Raw genomic sequence first — 18,010 nt, 5'->3', positions numbered from 1 at the left:
GTTTGGGGTTTTATACTATATTTGATTGTAAAATAAGTTATTGTTAACTGCTAAAATGCCAATAGACTATGAAAATCGAAAAGATTCAGGCACTGCGAGGTCCTAATATCTGGAGTATCAGGAGAAAGAAGCTGATACAGATGAGGTTAGACCTTGAGGAAATGGAAAATTATCCTACCAATAAAATAGAAGGATTCAGGGAGAGAATTGAAAAATTAATCCCGTCACTGATTACCCATAGGTGTTCAGAAGGAGTGGAAGGAGGTTTTTTCCATAGGGTGGAAACAGGAACCTGGATGGGGCATGTTATTGAGCATATTGCTTTGGAAATACAGACCTTGGCCGGGATGGATGTTGGCTTTGGAAGAACCCGGGAAACGAAAACACCTGGAGTGTATAATGTGGTATTCAATTATCTTGAAGAAAATGTAGGAATTTATGCTGCTGAAGAAGCGGTAAAAATTGCAGAAGCTTTAATTGAAGGCAAAGAATATAATCTGAATGCCTGTATCCAGAAACTGAAAGAAATCAGGGAACGTGTACGTTTGGGGCCATCTACCGGAAGTATCGTAGAAGAAGCCGTTTCCAGAAAAATACCATGGATCAGGTTAGGAACGAATTCACTGGTACAGCTTGGATATGGAGTTAACCAACAGCGTTTTCAGGCTACGATTACCGGTAAAACAAGCTCTATTGCTGTAGATATTGCCTGTAACAAAGAATTAACTAAAAGGATGCTTCATGATGCGGCAATTCCTGTACCCATAGGAGATCTTGTAGTGGATGAGGAAGATCTGAAAAGTGTCATCAGAAAAATAGGGTACCCCATCGTTTTAAAACCTCTGGACGGAAACCATGGAAAGGGTTCTTCCATCAATGTTAATGATTGGGATGCAGCTAAAATAGGACTAGAACATGCCCAGAAATATTCAAGAAAAGTAATTGTTGAAAAATATATTACAGGATATGATTTCAGGGTGTTGGTAATTGATAATAAAATGGTGGCTGCGGCAAGAAGAGTTCCTGCTCACATTGTTGGAGACGGGGAACTAAGTATTCAGCAGCTTATTGATAAAGAAAACCAGGATCCGAGAAGAGGATATGGCCACGAGAATGTCCTTACCGAGATTGAAGTGGATAAAGATACTTTGGAACTGCTTGAAAAACTTCAATATACGCTTGAAACCATTCCACAAAAAGGTGAGGTGGTTTACCTGAAGTCTACAGCAAACCTTTCTACGGGTGGAACGTCTATAGATGTTACGGATATGGTACATCCGGAAAATATCACCATGGCAGAAAGGATTTCCAAAATTATTGGCCTGGATGTTTGCGGGATTGATATCATGGCGGAAAATCTTACGCAACCCTTAAAAGAGAGCGGCGGGGCGATCATAGAAGTTAATGCTGCGCCAGGATTCAGGATGCATCTGGCTCCAAGTGAAGGTTTACCAAGAAACGTTGCCGCTCCGGTTGTAGATATGTTATATCCACAGGGAAAACCCTTTACCATTCCGATTATTGCCGTTACAGGTACCAATGGAAAAACCACAACAACAAGACTGATTTCCCATATTGTGAAAAGTAATGGCTATAGAGTTGGATTTACCACCTCAGATGGAATTTATATTCAGAATACAATGCTGTCAAAAGGAGATACTACCGGACCGCTTTCGGCAGAATTTATTTTAAAAGATCCTACTGTTGAATTTGCTGTTCTTGAAACGGCAAGAGGAGGAATCCTTCGCTCGGGATTAGGATTCTCTCAATGTGATATCGGGGTTCTTACCAATATTGAGGAAGATCACCTGGGAATGAATGATATTCACAGTTTAAGAGATCTTACCAAAGTAAAGCGTGTTGTATTAGACAGTGTAAAGAAGACCGGCTGGAGTGTACTGAACGCAGACAATGAATATTCTATGAAAATTGTAAATGATCTTGACTCTAACGTAGCTATTTTCAGTATGGATGAAAATAATCCGTATATTGTAAAATTTGCGAAAGAGGGAAGAATCACCTGTGTTTATGAGGAAGGTTTTGTAACCATTAAAAAAGGCGATTGGAAGATCAGAATCGGTAAAGCTAAAGATTTCCCGATAACGATGGATGGTAAAGCCAGGTTTATGATCGAAAACGTATTGGCAGCCAGTTTGGCCAGTTATCTTTACGGATTTGGAATTGAAGATATTTCCAATTCACTAAGAACCTTTATCCCAAGTGCTCAGCTTACTCCGGGGAGATTAAATGTCTTTAAATTCAAAAGCTTTAAAGTATTGATTGACTTTGCCCACAACCCATCCGGATATGAGGCAATAGAAGATTATTTGAAAAATGTGGAAGCTACTAAAAAAATAGGAATCATTTCCGGTGTTGGAGACAGAAGAGATAATGATATCAGAGAATGTGGGAAGATTGCTGGAAGAATGTTTGATCATATCATCATCCGTAATGAGAAACACCTTAGAGGAAGAACAGAAGAGGAGATTAACGGATTGATTATTGAGGGAATGCAGGCTTCAGGAAAAGATGTCAGCTATGAGATTATTCCTAAAGAAATAGAAGCTTTGAAACATGCTATGGGAATGGCTGAAGAAGGAACATTTATCACAGCTTTGAGCGATGTGATTTCCAATGCTATTGATCTGGTACAGGAATATCAGGCAAGAGAATTGCTGGAAGACGATAAAAATATATAGAAAGACCTCCGGAAATTCCGGAGGTCTTATTTTTTATAAGCTTTCCCAGGTTTTCTTTATGCTCTGCATTTTTGTAAGATAGAAATACAAAGGGATGAGTTCTAATCTAATTGTAAAGCTGATCGCTGGAATGGTGAAAGGGATAATTACCATCATAATGAGACAAATTGCAATCCCGATAATGGCATCAGCTATTGCTGCCTGTGGTGCCCATTTTTGCTCAAACCAAAGCCCGTAAGCAACAATTCCTTTGAATAAGAACAGGAAGGAGATCAAAAGCCCTGTCATTGAATAGGGATGATTAGCCTTTATCCCATATATCGATAAAGAAATATGAGTCATCAGAGAACTCGCCATCAATATAATAGCAGCTGTTGCGCCCCCAATTAAAAAGATCCATAGAAATATTTTAATCCAGGTAGGTAATAAATTTCTTCTCCGTGTTAAAATGTTGTTGTCAAATTCTGCAAAAGCGGTTTGCTTTTCTTCCATGTATTATTTAGTTTTATAAGTTGTTTATCCAAAAAAAGCATTTGAACTTCCAATCCAGATAGCATCTTTTTTATTAAAGTCTACATTCACCATTGCGGCTTTGGTCATTCTTCCAAGATTTTCCAGCAGGATAGGACGTTCGTCATTTTCCCGCCAAATATACAATAAACGAATCTCTGCTTTTGAAAACTCTCCGTTGATATCTTCAAAAACAGGTTCATAGGTTACTTTTCTTTGCAGGATATAATTTTCTTTGTCTTCAATAGCATCAGTGATCTCTTTCGTTGGGTTTAAATTCACGCCGCTTCCCGCAAATGAAAACAATGGTTTCAATACAAAGTTTTCAAGATTTTCATCTTCCGGAAATTCATGAAGAAAATAACTTTTAGGAACAAACTGATGTTTTAATAATGGCAACAGGAATTTAGAAATCTTAAAGAACCAGTTGGGATGGGTGATCCATTTTACATCAACTTCTTCACGGAAATCAAATGCTGTTTCAAGATCTGGGATTCTGTCAAGTTCATCAAATATGACACGGTTGTAAATTCTTTTAATCTCTACAAGCTGCCCATTATTTTCATAATATAATTTCTTACCTTTTTTATTTACCTTGGTCAGACACACTGTTTTAATACCTAATAACTGTTCTGTCAGGGCAAAATCAATAGCTGTTTTCTGCTTTTCAGGGAAAATTTCAAGAAGAATTACGTTTTCCGGATTCTCATCACCCACAATCAGATCCTTTAAATACTGCTTAAAATCTTCATGAGGCATTGTATTGCGGATGTTTGAAAGGAATGGATATACTTCACAGAATGTATCTTCATAAGTCTTTTGAAAGGCGTATAGCGATGGAAAAGCCTGAAGTTCGATCAATTGGGGTTCAATGTCTCCGTTTTTGTTTTTACATACACCAAAATCTATGGTGAAGAAATGAGGCTGGTCTGTATCATTGGGAACTCTACAGTTGTCAGGAATAGCTTTCTGAAGAGTTTCAGCCGGTAGTGCTTTGATCTGGCTGATGATACTTTCGCTGGCATCAATTAATTTATTTTCAAATTCTTTGGTAAGGAATATCGGACTTTCTGAAATTCTGAACCCTGGCTCTATACCACCTTTTTGTTTTAAAATTTCCTTCAGTTTTTTATATTTTTCATCCGAAAACGCCTCGTTGAACTGTTTTCTGTATTTTGGGATCATATTTTCTCTTTTGTGATGTTAAAAAAATCGAGCAGCAATGCCCGATGTTTATAAGATGGAAGCCTGAAGAGGGGAGCTTTTGAAGACAGGATTTTAAAATAAGATCAATCTACTTATCCTCATTAAAATCAAAGGCTGGCCAGAAGTTCATTTACTGCCCGTAACTTCAGCCTATTTCTTCCAGCTTCCCGTCTTTTTAAGCCAAAGATTCAGCTTCCTTCAAAATGTTTTTTTTTGCAAACTGCAGAAATCTTGGAAGAATCTGGTTTCTGGTAAGGATAATTTTATCTTCATCATCTATTCTGTCCATGGTTTCAAGATATTTTTCCATTCCGAAGTTTTCAATCATAGCTTCTTTATTTTTCTTATCTTTCAGGTTTTCCAGCATACCTTCAGGATTAGCTTCCGGATGAAACTGTGTTCCAAAAATTTCATCTGAAAAACGAATAGCCATCACAGCTCTTTCTAAGTTGATATGGGCACGGAATTTTTCAATAGCAAGAATCTGCATTCCTAATTCCTGAAGCCGGTCAAAATCCGGTCTGATAAACTGGTATGCTCTTGAATCTACTGCATAAAAAGGCTCCGGCAGGTTCTTAAATAAAAACTCATGTTTTCCTTTTTCAGTTTTATGAATCGGCATTACTCCAAAGGAATAGGATTTTCTTTTACAGATATCCCCTAATTTCCAGTGAATACTTGCCAGCTGGAACGAGTGGCAGATCAGGAAAAGATACTTTTTATCTTCACTGTATTTATTATGTTCAAAAATGGAATCTAAAAAATGAGCAAACCTGTCTTCCCAGGCAAAACCTTCACGGTGTGGAGTACCCGGTCCGCCTGAAGAAATAAAAATATCAAAGTCTCCGATTTCCGGCATTTCATCTTTAAACCTCACATCAAACGTCCTGATGGTCACATTTTCTTCAGAGTTCTGCTGAAATGTTTCAGAAATTTCTTTAATGTTTCTAAAGCCTTGATTAACATGGTTGTTGTTCATGTCCAGCAGAGCAATTCGAATATCTTTCATTACATCATATTTTTTGTAAAGTTACCAAAAATATTATGAAGCGGGTTCACCATGGGTGATGCCATATTCTGTTTCTGAGATCATATAATCTACCACTTTAGTAAGATCACCGGTTTCCTTAAAGATCTGTAGCTGTCGGTCGGCTCCCGTTCCGTTTTCAAGAATTTTCCAGGCATATTCAACCTCTTTCCGGCATCCCAAATCATCTACAACATCATCAATAAACTCTAAAAGTTCTTTTAATAATAGAGGATACGGAACAGATTCTTCTTTTCCAAAATCGATCAGGTGGGCTTCAATACCGCTTTTGGAGGCACGCCATTTATTTTCGTTCAATAATAGTCTTCTGTAACTTCTGAAGCTGAGGTTTTGCTGGTGTAGCTTATAAATTTTAGCCACTAAACTCTGCATAATGGCAGCAAGACATACGGTTTCATCAATTCTTAATGGCATATCACAAATCCTGAATTCAATGGTAGGGTAGAACGGGTGAACCCTTAAATCCCACCATATTTTTTTAGCATTGTCAATAGTCCCTGTTTTTACTAAGAGATCAACGTAGCTGTCAAACTCTGCTAGTGAGTTAAAGTAGCTTGGAATACCGGTTCTGGGGAACTTGACGAAAATTTCCTGCCTGTAAGATTTAAAACCTGTATACCTTCCAATCCAGAAAGGAGAATTGGTGGATAGGGCATATACGTGAGGCAGAAAGTAACGCATTACATTCTGAATTCTTACTCCTTCTTCACGGTTAGGAATTCCAATATGTACGTGAAGCCCGAAAATAAGGTTCTCGCGGGCTACATCCCCCATATCATCAACAATTTTGATGTATCTCTCTCCCTGAGTGATCGTGTTGTCTGACCAATGGGAAAAAGGATGGGTTCCACCTCCGGAAACACGGAGCCCCTGTTCGTGGGCTGTGTTGATGAGGTGTCTTCTTAGATTGGTTAATTCTGCACGGGCTTCCTGAATATTCTGGCAGATTCCGGTTTCCATTTCAATCATGGATTCATGCATTTCGTGCTTTAGGTTTTCACTCAATACTGCTTTTCCGCCTTCAATGATTTTTGATACGTGAGAAATCAAATCCCTGCTTTCAACATCAATGATCTGATATTCTTCTTCGATTCCAATAGTAAACTGATGATGCATTGTCTTGTGTTTTTTTATTCTTTTTCAATATTATTTTATGGAATCTTTCACGAAGGTTCCCCAAGTGATATTAGGTTTTCCCGAAACATATTCCTTGGCTTTTTCAATAGCCAGCTTAGCAGCATGCTCTATAATCCATGCAAAGTTCTCTTCTCCTACAGAGTTCCTGTCTGCATCAGGAGCCGGATTACAGAAGTCGATTGCATAAGGAATACCGTCTCTTACAGCAAATTCTACGGTATTGAAGTCATATCCTAATGCTTCATTCATCTTAATGGTATAATCATGAATGGTTTTCAAAAGTTTTTCAAGTTCTTCGCCTTGTGTCTGGTGGGTAGTGGCATATCTCAAATGATGTGGGTTTCTAGGCTCATAAGGCATAATGTGAACATATTTCCTGCCTAAACAATACACTCTGTAATAATCATCAAAAATAATTTCTTCCTGAACCATCATTACCAATTGTTCTGTTTCTCCAAGTTTGTTCCAGAGATCATCAGGGTTTTCCACTCTGTATACGTTTTTCCAGCCACCACCATCGTGGGGTTTCATATAAGCAGGAAATCCTACATAATTGAAAATATATTCCCAATCGTGTGGGAATTTCAGGTTTCTGAATGAAGTTTCTGAAGTATTGTCCGGTCTTTCATGAGAGGGAAGCAACACGGTTTTGGGTAACGGAATTCCGAGTTTGCTCATCAGGGCATTATTGAAAAACTTTTCATCAGCACTCCACCAGAACGGGTTATTGATAACATAAGTACCATTAAGTGCTGCATTTTTTAAATACGCTCTGTAAAAGGGAACATCCTGCGAAATTCTGTCTATAATTACGGCATATCCATAATCTGCACCCTGCTCAAGTTTGTCAATCGTAACAGGTTCAGCCACAATATCTCCACCGCCCAGTTCATTAACCTTGTCTATAAATGCCCAGGGAAAGGTATCTTCCATACCGAATAGAATTCCTACTTTTTTTGTCATAATTTTTGTTTTTAATGAGGGTATATTTTTCTATTTTTTGTCAATGTGAATAGATGAGGTTTGGGTTCTTATTTTGACCAACCTGCCCAATCTTCGCTCTGCCACCCTTCCGGAGGAGGGGAATACCACGTCTTCAACTGTGATATTCGGCAAACTGAAATCCAAGATCTTCAAAAATTTAAGTGTACTTGTCAAACAGTTAGTAGTCTCTTCAAATGACTTAAGTGTTAAACTTTTGTGGTTAAAATAAGGGTTAAACTATAAATATGTTAAGAGAAATAAGCTCCAATAAAGGTTGGGAAAACCATTCTCCACAATGGCCAGTCGTGGCCAATCCATTTTCTCTCATCATACCAGAAATCAATACCTTTTGACCTTAAGATCTCCGCCATTTCAATATTTTTGTTTTTACAGATATCCTGATCTGAGGTACTTAATACAATATGCATATGTTTGTATTTCCAGGCTTCATCATTTCTTACAAACTCTCTTGGGCAGTTGAAGTATACCAGGTCATCAGAATAACCGTCCATAAAATTCCTTATGCTGAAAGCTCCTGAAAGGCAAAACAGATGAGAAACCACATCCGGGAACCTGAAGGCGAAATTAGCGGCATGATAACCACCAAAACTTGCTCCGGCTACTGCTACACGATGGGTTTTATGAAGCTTTTGGATGTAAGGTACAAATTCCAGTATCAGAAACTGTACATACCGTTCATAATTTTTGATTCTCTGTTGCGGAGATATTTTTTCATCATAAAAACTCCAGCTGTCAATGGTCTGAATATTATAAAGCTTTACTTTTCCCTGTTCTATGAACCAATTGATACTTCCGTTAAGATGAAAATCATGGTTCTGGGTATATTGTCCCTGTGAGGTTGGAAACATGATGATAGGGTAGCCGTAATGTCCGGTCACTTCTACTTTAACACTTATTCCTAAAATGTTGGAATAGTAATCTGTATGTTCTATATGGGGCATTTATATTTTTACTTTAAGGATGGGTTATCGTTAACTGCTCAGTTTACTGGTTTTAGGAGGAAGAATGTTAAGCATTTCTGTGTTAATCTTTTCTGCCGCATTGTCCAGCCTTTCTTGTATTACAGATGCATCGTTGGATTTATAAACAATTCCCACATGATGATCTATAGGAAGAAATTGTATGGCTTCTTCGCATTCAAATTTGCTGTAATCAGGTTCTTTATCCTTGATAAGAGCAATAATAAGCCCGGCATAATATCCTGTAGGAGGAGAAATGGTGTAGCTTTTATTTCTTAAAAGTGCATCTTCAATCTTCGCCCACTCTCGCCAGATATTGATGCTGCTTGAAGCTTCTACCAAATCAGGAATATGAGCACCGCCTACTCTTGAAGAAGTTTCAAGGAAGTACCATTTTCCATCTTCTTTTCCACGGATGAACTCTGTATGTGTAGCTCCGTTCATCAGCCCGAAGCTGGAAAGTACTCTGGAATTGATTTCTTCCAAATCTTTGAATTCCTCAGAGTATCTTCCTAACGTTTTGGATCTGAACACACCGCCTTCGTGAGAAACCTGCATAGGCGGAGCCAGATATTTTGATGAAGAAGTAAAAACAATTTCTTTGTTGAAGGTTAAGCTGTCCACATGATACACATCTCCCGGTTTAAAGCTTTCAAGAAGGAAAAGATGTCGTTCTTCACCCAGTACTTCCAGTGCCTCATGAAGCTGTTCTTTTGTGGTAATCTTTTTGATTCCTGATGCTGATGCTTCTGAACGGGGCTTCAGGACCCAGGGAGCAGAAACTCTTTCCACAAACTCATTCACTGTATCATCATTAAAAACGGCAGTAAATTCAGGAACATTAATTCCCGAATCTTTTGCCTTCTGACGCATTGCCAATTTATCTCTGAAATAACGGTGCGTGGTCTGTCCCATTCCCGGAATACGGAAAGTTTCACGGATCAGGGCAGCCTTTTCCACGTCATAATCATCAAGAGCGACTACAGCGTCAACTTTTCTGGTCTTCATCAGGTGGGAAAATCCCTGAATCAAATGGTCCAGGTTCCATACAGAGGGCTTGATCTCAGGCATATAAAATACCTCATCAATGGCATGCCAGGGCCAGTTTTTTTCTTTAAGATTTTCTGATGTTACTAAGATTATTTTATTACCGAGCCTCTTCATTTCGTCCATGAAATCATAGCCCTTGTAATAGCACGAAATGCATACTATAATTTTCTCCTCCATATAATGTTTTTTAAGTTTTAGTGAATTATCAAAAATAAAAACAATTCTTTGTTATTTGATTAATATTAAAAATCAAAATATGATATGCTTTTCTAAATCACTATTCAAGTATACAGAGAATTTTTGTAATAAACTAATTTTTAGTGATAATTTTCAATTAAATCCGTGAGCAATTGAACCCCATAACCGGTAGCTGCTTTTTCTTTGGCATATCCTACATTTCCAAAAGCTACACCGGCAATATCCAGATGTGCCCATTTAGGATGGTTTTCAATGAAATGTTCTAAGAATTTGGCGGCAATAATACAATCTCCAACAGGTTTTAGAGACATGTTTTTTAAGTCGGCCACATCAGACTGTATATCATCTTTCCACACATCCCATAATGGTAAATTCCACAGTCTTTGGTTGGTATGATCTCCGGTTTTTATCAAAAGGTTTTTCAGTTCTTCATTATTTGAAAACAGGGCACCGCAGGTATCTCCGAACATTCTTACTGAACTTCCCGTTAAGGTAGCCAGGTCAATAAGGAAATCTGTTTTATAGTTTTTGGTCAAATAGGCCAGTCCGTCAGCAAGAATCAGCCTGCCTTCTGCATCTGTATCCATCACTTCAATGGTTTTTCCGTTATAGGCGGTAATAACATCACTTGGAAGCAAAGCTTTTTCAGAAATAGCATTATCTGTGATCGGAAGTACAGCTATAATATTAACCGGCAGTTTCATCTCCGCAGCATAGATCAACGTTCCTAAAACAGCCGCAGCTCCACCCATGTCCGATTTCATATAGTGCATATTGGTAAAGGGTTTCAGAGAAATTCCTCCTGTATCAAACAAGACACATTTTCCAACCAACCCAAATGTTTTGGCATTTTTAACCGTTGTTTTATATTCCAAAATGGTAAAAGCAGCATCATAAGCACTTCCCTGATTCACGGCAAGGTAAGCTCCCAGACCTAATTCTTCACATTTCTTGCGGTTGAAAACAGTATATTTCAGATCGTATTTTTTAGCCATATTTTTAAGGTACAGGCTAAAGGTATCCGGCCTTTTTAAATTGGCTGGCTTATTCATCCATTCCTGACATGCAATTTGTCCGTTGCTTAAAGCTTCGGCTTTCTGGCTGATATGGTCTAGTTTTTTCTGACTTAAGTTTTCAAAATGAAGTTCAAATTTTGCATTCCAGAAAGGATGATTTTTTTCAAAAGGATAGTGGTAAGTTCCGATGAATAATCCTTTCACAAATTCCTCAAACTGTTTTTCATTAAGGAAATCAGCAAGAAATAATGTAGGGGCTGACTGCAGTTTTTCCTTTTGGGTCTGTGAAAATTTCACGGCCACCTGCTGAAGCTCGAAATTCTGTAAAGTGGACTTTCCGAGTCCGATAAAATAAGTAATTCCTTCTTCATGGGCATTGATAAATACTTCATGCTTTTTTCCGGTGAAGAAGGTTGCGATGTTTTTATTGAAGTTTTTACTTGTTTTGATCCATTCTTCTTCAGTAAATAAATGGAAAACCTGAGTGTAATTTTTATTTTTTTTGTTGATCAGTTTCATAAATTTAGTTCTTAATGCTTTGTTGTTGCGGCTTTACTTCAACGGGATTTTCGGTATTGTCATAGAACAGCCATTCAATAGCTCTCGGGAATTCCTGTGACCAGTAAAATTCACTGTGTGTTCCTTCAGGGTTGATGTTGGTTCTGAATTCAAAATCAAAAAGGTTCTTTTTCTCCCATTTTTTCAAATACTCTTCAAAAATATGAATTCTTTTGACCATTTTAGATCCTTCCTGTCCACCACCATATAAGTATATTTTTGTTTTGAATGGAACCCGGAAGCTCATCATCGGAAAATTATTATTAGGTTCTACCCAAAGAGAAGGGGAAAAGATCAATAATTTGGAATATACTTCTGGATAAAGAAATCCACTGTAAATACTGATTAATGCTCCCAGTGAGCTGCCTCCGATTCCGGTATTGTCACGGTCTTTTTTAGTGCGGTAATTTTCATCCACGTAAGGCTTTAAGGTATCTGTAATAAAACGGATGTATTTTTTACCTTCTGAACCATTGGCCACATGATCATTATCAAAAATATATTCCTTAATCCTGTCTTCACTTCCGTGTTCTATGGCAATAATGATGAGATCACCACGTCCGTATTCTGCAAGAATGGAGAGTTTCTTGTCAATTTCCCAGTTTCCGAAGCCGCTTCCTTCATTGAACAGGTTTTGGGCATCCTGGAGATATAAAACAGGGTAAGTTTTATCCGAAGTATGATAATCATAAGGAAGTACTGCCCAGATTTTACGGTAACGATCTAGCTGCGGGATGTAGAATTTCTCGGAGATCACTTCGGCGGTAGGGAAGAATTCCTCTTTGAAAGGACCCCAGTTTAATCTCCATTTTTCTACCGTATCAAAGGTTTTCTGTAGAATTTTTTTTGCTTTCCGGTTAGGGGTAATATTCCCGTATTTATCTAGCTCTACATTTTCCCAGCCGCCTTTGGTGAATTTATATTCAATTTCATCAGCAAGCTTTTCATCTTCGATTTCTATGAAATAATGACTGGCGTCTGACTGCTGGAGTTTGTATTGATCGTCCTTGGGATTCCAGTTATTGAAATTCCCGGTGATAAATACCGGCCTGTCATCTTTTTCATCAGTATAAAGTTCGAATCTCATCATAAGTGTTTAATAATTGATTAGATTGTTAAATTTATAAAAAAGATTGTTTGAGAATCATAAAAAAAGTGAATTAAAAAATGATATATTTGATAAGAAACGAAAGAGGAAAAATGGCATGATAATTATTTGATATATAATTAACCGCTATTATCAGTATTTTTCGTAGTTTCAGACAAAATATAAATACAAACTGGTCTTGATGAATTCTGTTAAAACCTATACGCTTTTCACCGATCATGATGTGTACCTTTTTAAAGAAGGCAGACATTATAAGCTGTATGGTAAATTTGGAGCACATTCTGTTGAAAAGGATGGTGTAAAGGGAGTTTATTTCTCAGTTTGGGCACCCCATGCTAAAAAAGTTTCTGTAATAGGAGATTTTAATAACTGGAACCATAAAGATCATATTCTGTTTCCAAGATGGGATGAGTCCGGAATCTGGGAAGGTTTTATAGACGATTTACCGTGGGGTACCTTATATAAATATGCCATTGAGACGGCTAGGGGAGAAATTTTAGAAAAAAGTGATCCTTATGCTTTAAGTTGGGAACAGAACATTCAGGCTGCTTCATTGGTTTCCACAACATGGTATGAATGGAATGACAGCAAGTGGATGGATAGCCGCCACGTGAAAAACAGTTTGGAGGCTCCCATATCTGTATATGAACTGCATTTAGGATCGTGGGTAAGAGAAAGTGACCGCCCTGATCAATTTTTGAACTATCGTGATATCGCTAAGAAACTCGTTCCTTATATAAAAGAAATGGAGTTTACGCACGTAGAGTTTATGCCCGTAATGGAATATCCTTATGATCCAAGCTGGGGATATCAGATCACGGGATTTTATGCCGCAACTTCACGTTTCGGCTCACCACAGGACCTGATGTTCCTTATTGATGAGCTTCACCAGAATAATATAGGCGTTATCCTGGATTGGGTACCTTCACATTTTCCGGGAGATGCCAATGGACTTCATCGTTTTGACGGTTCCTATTTATATGAACATGAAGATCCGAGAAAAGGGTTTCATCCTGACTGGAAATCACATATCTTTAATTATGGAAGGAACGAAGTGAAATCTTTTCTGATTTCCAATGCCATGTTCTGGCTGGATCGTTATCATGCAGACGGGCTTCGTGTGGATGCGGTTACTTCAATGCTTCATTTGGATTATTCCAGGAATGAAGGCGAATGGGAACCAAATATATATGGTGGAAACGTTAATCTTGAAGCCAAAGCTTTTTTGCAGGAATTCAATACTGCTGTTTATAAAGAATTCGGAAACAGTATTATGACCATTGCTGAAGAAAGCTCAGATTTTCCAATGCTTACCAAACCTGTTCATGATGGCGGTGTTGGCTTTGGAATGAAATGGATGATGGGTTGGATGCATGATACCCTGGATTATTTTAAAGAGGATTTTGTCAACAGGAAGTTCCATCATCATAAACTTACCTTTGCCTCTATGTATATGTATAATGAAAATTATATGATGCCTTTATCTCATGATGAAGTGGTGCATGGGAAATCCAGCCTTATTTATAAAATGAAGGGCGATGAATGGCAGAAATTTGCCAACCTCCGTACCTTATATGTATATATGTATACCCATCCGGGAGCCAAACTGCTTTTTATGGGTGATGAATTCGGACAAACCAGTGAATGGAACTTTACCCGAAGCCTTGATTGGCATCTTCTGAAATATCCTGTTCATAAAGGACTGCAGGATTTGGTGAAAGAACTCAATCATTTATACAGATCCGAATCCGCTTTATATGAAAATCAATTTGATAAACATGGCTTTGAATGGATAGAAGCAGATGATCTTGAAAATTCAGTTTATGTGTATCTTAGGAAAGGAAAAAGAAGAGATGATATTTTGATGACGGTATTGAACCTCGCTCCAAAAGTTTTGGATTACAAAATAAAGATTCCCAACGGAACGCATTGGGAGGTTATATTCAATTCTGATGATGAAGGATACAGCGGAAGTGGAGTAGCACCTGAGATCTTGGATGAAAAATATAAAGACGGAACAGAACACCAGAAGTTCATGACCATCAAATTACCGCCTCTGGCAGGAATTATTTTGAAGCAGCAAAAAGATAAAAAGTATAAATTACACAGAATTAAACACAAAAGATAAAGAATGGTTATCTATCATTTAAGCACAGAATGTTATCCTGTAGCTAAAGTAGGTGGGTTGGCAGACGTTGTTGGTGCCCTTCCTAAATATCAGAATAAAGTAAAAGGAATAGAAGCCAAGGTGGTAATGCCGTGGTATAATAAACCTTTTGTCCGTGAACATGAGTTTGAAGTGGTATTTGATGGTTTTATTCATCAGGGACCCAATATGCTGCAGGTTCAGGTTATGAAGGAAAAAACCAATGCTTTGGGTTTTGAACTTTATATGGTGAGAATTCCCGGGCTTTTGGATAGAGATAATCCTTATGGCTACCAGGATGAAAACTTTCAGTTTCTTGCATTCCAACACGGGGTTCTGCATTGGCTGTGTGCAATGGAATTAAGGCCGGATGTTCTGCATTGTCATGATTATCATACAGGATTAGTCCCTTTTATGGTAGAAAATTGCATGGAATTTAGCTTTCTGAAAGGGGTGAAAACCATAGGTACCATCCATAACGGTGAGTATCAGGGAATGATGAACTGGAATATGGCGAATTATATGCCTTCTTTTGATGCCTATAAATGGGGATTAATGGACTGGAATGGATTAATGAATCCATTGGCCAGTATGATTAAATGTGCCAATGCCTTCACTACCGTTTCCGAAGGATATCTGGAAGAGCTTTTCATCAGCTTCCGTGGACTTGAAAGCCTGGTTCGTCAGGAATTCGGAAAAGCTTACGGGATCATCAACGGAATTGATACCGAAGTCTGGAACCCGGAGACTGATCCGATGCTGGATTTTAATTTTAATATCAAAAATGCAGTGGTCCAAAAGAGAAAAAACAAGGAAAAGCTTTGCAAAGAATACGGACTGAACCCGGAATTGCCTTTGTTTGCTTTCATTGGAAGATTTGCTACGGAAAAAGGTGCAGACCTGCTGCCTGACGTAGTATGGAAAAGTATTAAACAAAGTTATGGTGCCTTAAATATCATGATCCTGGGCTCAGGAAATATTTATATTGAAAATAAACTTAAGGAATACGATTATACCTACACCAACTTTGCTTTGGATTTGGGATATAAGGAACACCTTTCTCATAAGATCTATGCCTCAGCAGATTTCCTGTTGATGCCATCAAGAGTAGAACCATGTGGTTTAAACCAGATGTACTCTATGAGGTACGGAACCGTTCCTGTAGTAAGATATACCGGTGGATTGAAAGATACGGTAGAAGATATTTCAACAGGCGGGGCAGGGCTGAACTTTACCTATCCGGGTGTAGATGATATTGTACATGCGATGAACAGAGCGCTTGGCATCTATCATCAAAACGGAATAATGGAAGAACTTATTCATGCCAACATGAATTTTGACTTTGCATGGGAGAAATCTGCCGAAAAATATATAGCTTTATATAATAGCTGATATGATACGTTTTGTTTCTTTTTTATCGATCATAATACTGCTGTCTTCCTGTAAAAAAGAAGATGAAGGACTCCGTAATGGCTATTTTTGGTTATACAGGGCAGGTTTTAAAGATTTGCATAGAGAAGAAGCAGCCAACGGCATTTCTGAAAAATGGAAAATAAAATGGATAGATGCGGGAGATTGTACGATTGATTATGAAAGACAGGAAAAGATAATTAAAGCTAATAAAAAAACTCGGGCAGCTATTGAAAATAAATATGGAAAAGACTGGGAGGTAAGATATAATAAGGATGTGGAGGATTTTATGATGAAGCGGGTGGATGTAATGGATGTACTCATCATCAACAAACTTTTCCGAAACAAGCTTAGAGAATATAATATTCCTATTGATGACGTAGACAAAGACATAAAAGAGTTGAATGATAAAGGACAGTATGAAGTAGCCGTCATTAATCCAAAACTGAAATATGAAAATAGAATATGTTTCAGAGTTAATGTAGACACCAAAAACAGAACAGTAAACTTAATAAAATAAAAACGCAATATATTTATGAACCGAAATGTAATCTCTATTGTATTGGGAGGTGGAAGAGGAACAAGATTATTCCCGTTAACGTATACCAGATCAAAACCGGCAGTTCCTATTGCAGGAAAATACAGACTGGTGGATATCCCTATTTCAAACTGTCTGAACTCAGGATTGAATAAAATCCTGGTGCTTACTCAGTTTAATTCCGCATCTCTGAACTCGCATATCAAGAACTCTTATCACTTTGATATCTTCAGCAAGGGTTTTGTAGATATTCTTGCCGCGGAGCAAAATGTGGAAAATGACAGCTGGTACCAGGGAACAGCAGATGCCGTTCGCCAATCTATGAAGCATCTTGAAAAATATGACTATGACTATATCTTAATCCTTTCCGGAGACCAGCTTTATCAGATGGATTTCAGGGAGATGTTGGATTTTCACATTGAAAACGGAGGCGATCTTACCATTGCAACCATCCCGGTTAATGCTAAAGATGCAACCGGCTTTGGAATCTTAAAATCTGATGATGAAGGAAATATAACCTCCTTCTATGAAAAGCCGGATTATAGTATGCTGGATGGCTTGAAATCTGAAGTTTCGGTAGAGAATAAGCATAAAGGGAAAGAGTTCCTGGCCTCTATGGGGATTTATATTTTTACCAAAAATATCCTTAAAAAAATGTTTGAAGAAGGCGCCGGAGATGATTTCGGAAAAGATATTATCCCAAGTTCCATTGGAAAATATAAAACATTAAGTTATCAGTATGAAGGATATTGGACGGATATCGGAACTATAGAATCATTCTACGAAGCCAATCTGGACCTTTGCCTGGACCTTCCTCAGTTCAACCTGTTTTCCTCCTCGCCAATCTATACAAGAGCGAGAATGCTTCCGCCTTCAAAAATCAACGGCTCTTATGTAAGTAAGGCTGTTTTCGGGGATGGGTGCATCATCATGGCAGATAAGATTGAAAATTCTGTTATTGGAAACAGAACCAGGATAGATAAAGGAAGCACCATTGTCAATTCCTATGTAATGGGAGCAGATTTCTATCAAAATACCACAGAAATTGTATTAAACGACAGAGGTGGCCGCCCCAACATGGGAATCGGGAAATATTGTTATATTGAAAAAGCAATCCTTGACAAGAACTGCTATATAGGAGACAATGTGAAAATTATCGGTGGAAAACATCTTCCTGACGGTGATTATGGAACCTATTCAGTACAGGATGGAATCGTTGTAGTGAAGAAAGGTGCCGTGCTGGCCCCGGGAACACATATAGGGTAAAGAAAGGAATTAAGGAGCTGGAGGCTGGAAGTTACAATAGCTGATTACTAATATTATTTGAGTTTTTTATTAAAATATGATATTGTTAATAAAAGATTGTTAGTAATTATTGGATAACATTAACTTCCATCTTCCCGCTTCCAGCCTCTTAACAAG

General features: G+C 37.9%; 14 protein-coding genes. 5 read left to right on the top strand and 9 right to left on the bottom strand.

Features of this window, described 5'->3' with window-relative positions:
* The first annotated feature begins 68 nt into the window (after window positions 1-68).
* Window positions 69-2,699 (top strand): cyanophycin synthetase, encoded by a 2,631-nt coding sequence (gene cphA, locus EG339_RS19120; protein ID WP_123871501.1) that lies wholly within the window; start codon window positions 69-71, stop codon window positions 2,697-2,699.
* Between the two features lie 33 nt (window positions 2,700-2,732).
* Here the strand turns inward: cphA and EG339_RS19115 are convergent, their stop codons facing one another.
* The 9 genes from EG339_RS19115 to EG339_RS19075 form a co-directional block, all read right to left on the bottom strand.
* Window positions 2,733-3,191, bottom strand: a complete 459-nt coding sequence (locus EG339_RS19115; protein WP_123871500.1) for a hypothetical protein — start codon at window positions 3,189-3,191, stop codon at window positions 2,733-2,735.
* A gap of 24 nt (window positions 3,192-3,215) precedes the next feature.
* A complete protein-coding gene (locus EG339_RS19110) occupies window positions 3,216-4,394 on the bottom strand; it encodes a hypothetical protein (RefSeq protein WP_123871499.1) in 1,179 nt (392 codons plus the stop codon).
* A 196-nt stretch (window positions 4,395-4,590) separates the two neighbouring features.
* Window positions 4,591-5,424, bottom strand: a complete 834-nt coding sequence (locus EG339_RS19105) for a type 1 glutamine amidotransferase (RefSeq protein ID WP_123871498.1) — start codon at window positions 5,422-5,424, stop codon at window positions 4,591-4,593.
* Between the two features lie 33 nt (window positions 5,425-5,457).
* Window positions 5,458-6,579, bottom strand: a complete 1,122-nt coding sequence (locus EG339_RS19100) for a carboxylate-amine ligase (protein WP_066693312.1) — start codon at window positions 6,577-6,579, stop codon at window positions 5,458-5,460.
* A gap of 30 nt (window positions 6,580-6,609) precedes the next feature.
* Window positions 6,610-7,563 carry an ATP-grasp domain-containing protein gene (locus tag EG339_RS19095; RefSeq protein ID WP_123871497.1) on the bottom strand — a complete coding sequence of 318 codons (954 nt, stop codon included), beginning with the start codon at window positions 7,561-7,563 and terminating at the stop codon, window positions 6,610-6,612.
* Window positions 7,564-7,832: 269 nt separating this feature from the next.
* Entirely contained in the window at window positions 7,833-8,546 is a 714-nt protein-coding gene (locus EG339_RS19090; RefSeq protein ID WP_123871496.1) for an alpha/beta hydrolase-fold protein, read from the bottom strand.
* 30 nt (window positions 8,547-8,576) lie between these two features.
* Window positions 8,577-9,791, bottom strand: a complete 1,215-nt coding sequence (locus tag EG339_RS19085) for an ATP-grasp domain-containing protein (protein WP_123871495.1) — start codon at window positions 9,789-9,791, stop codon at window positions 8,577-8,579.
* A gap of 140 nt (window positions 9,792-9,931) precedes the next feature.
* Entirely contained in the window at window positions 9,932-11,347 is a 1,416-nt protein-coding gene (locus EG339_RS19080) for a M17 family metallopeptidase (RefSeq protein WP_123871494.1), read from the bottom strand.
* Window positions 11,348-11,351: 4 nt separating this feature from the next.
* The gene (locus tag EG339_RS19075) at window positions 11,352-12,476 is read right to left on the bottom strand and encodes an alpha/beta hydrolase-fold protein (protein ID WP_228459654.1); all 1,125 of its coding nucleotides are present in this window, start codon (window positions 12,474-12,476) and stop codon (window positions 11,352-11,354) included.
* 199 nt (window positions 12,477-12,675) lie between these two features.
* Between EG339_RS19075 and glgB the strand changes: the two genes are divergently transcribed.
* Genes glgB through EG339_RS19055 form a run of 4 tightly spaced genes read left to right on the top strand, consistent with a single transcriptional unit; the run spans window position 12,676 to window position 17,854 of the window.
* Entirely contained in the window at window positions 12,676-14,622 is a 1,947-nt protein-coding gene (gene glgB / locus EG339_RS19070) for a 1,4-alpha-glucan branching protein GlgB (protein WP_123871493.1), read from the top strand.
* 3 nt (window positions 14,623-14,625) lie between these two features.
* A complete protein-coding gene (locus tag EG339_RS19065; RefSeq protein WP_123871492.1) occupies window positions 14,626-16,032 on the top strand; it encodes a glycogen synthase in 1,407 nt (468 codons plus the stop codon).
* Window position 16,033: 1 nt separating this feature from the next.
* Window positions 16,034-16,570 (top strand): FEKKY domain-containing protein, encoded by a 537-nt coding sequence (locus tag EG339_RS19060; RefSeq protein WP_123871491.1) that lies wholly within the window; start codon window positions 16,034-16,036, stop codon window positions 16,568-16,570.
* A gap of 15 nt (window positions 16,571-16,585) precedes the next feature.
* Window positions 16,586-17,854 carry a glucose-1-phosphate adenylyltransferase gene (locus tag EG339_RS19055; RefSeq protein WP_123871490.1) on the top strand — a complete coding sequence of 423 codons (1,269 nt, stop codon included), beginning with the start codon at window positions 16,586-16,588 and terminating at the stop codon, window positions 17,852-17,854.
* The last annotated feature ends 156 nt before the right edge of the window (window positions 17,855-18,010 follow it).

Source organism: Chryseobacterium bernardetii, assembly GCF_003815975.1.
Taxonomy (GTDB): Bacteria; Bacteroidota; Bacteroidia; order Flavobacteriales; family Weeksellaceae; genus Chryseobacterium; species Chryseobacterium bernardetii.
The sequence above is the reverse complement of the archived record's forward strand: the minus strand, read 5'-3'. Positions and strand labels throughout refer to the sequence as shown.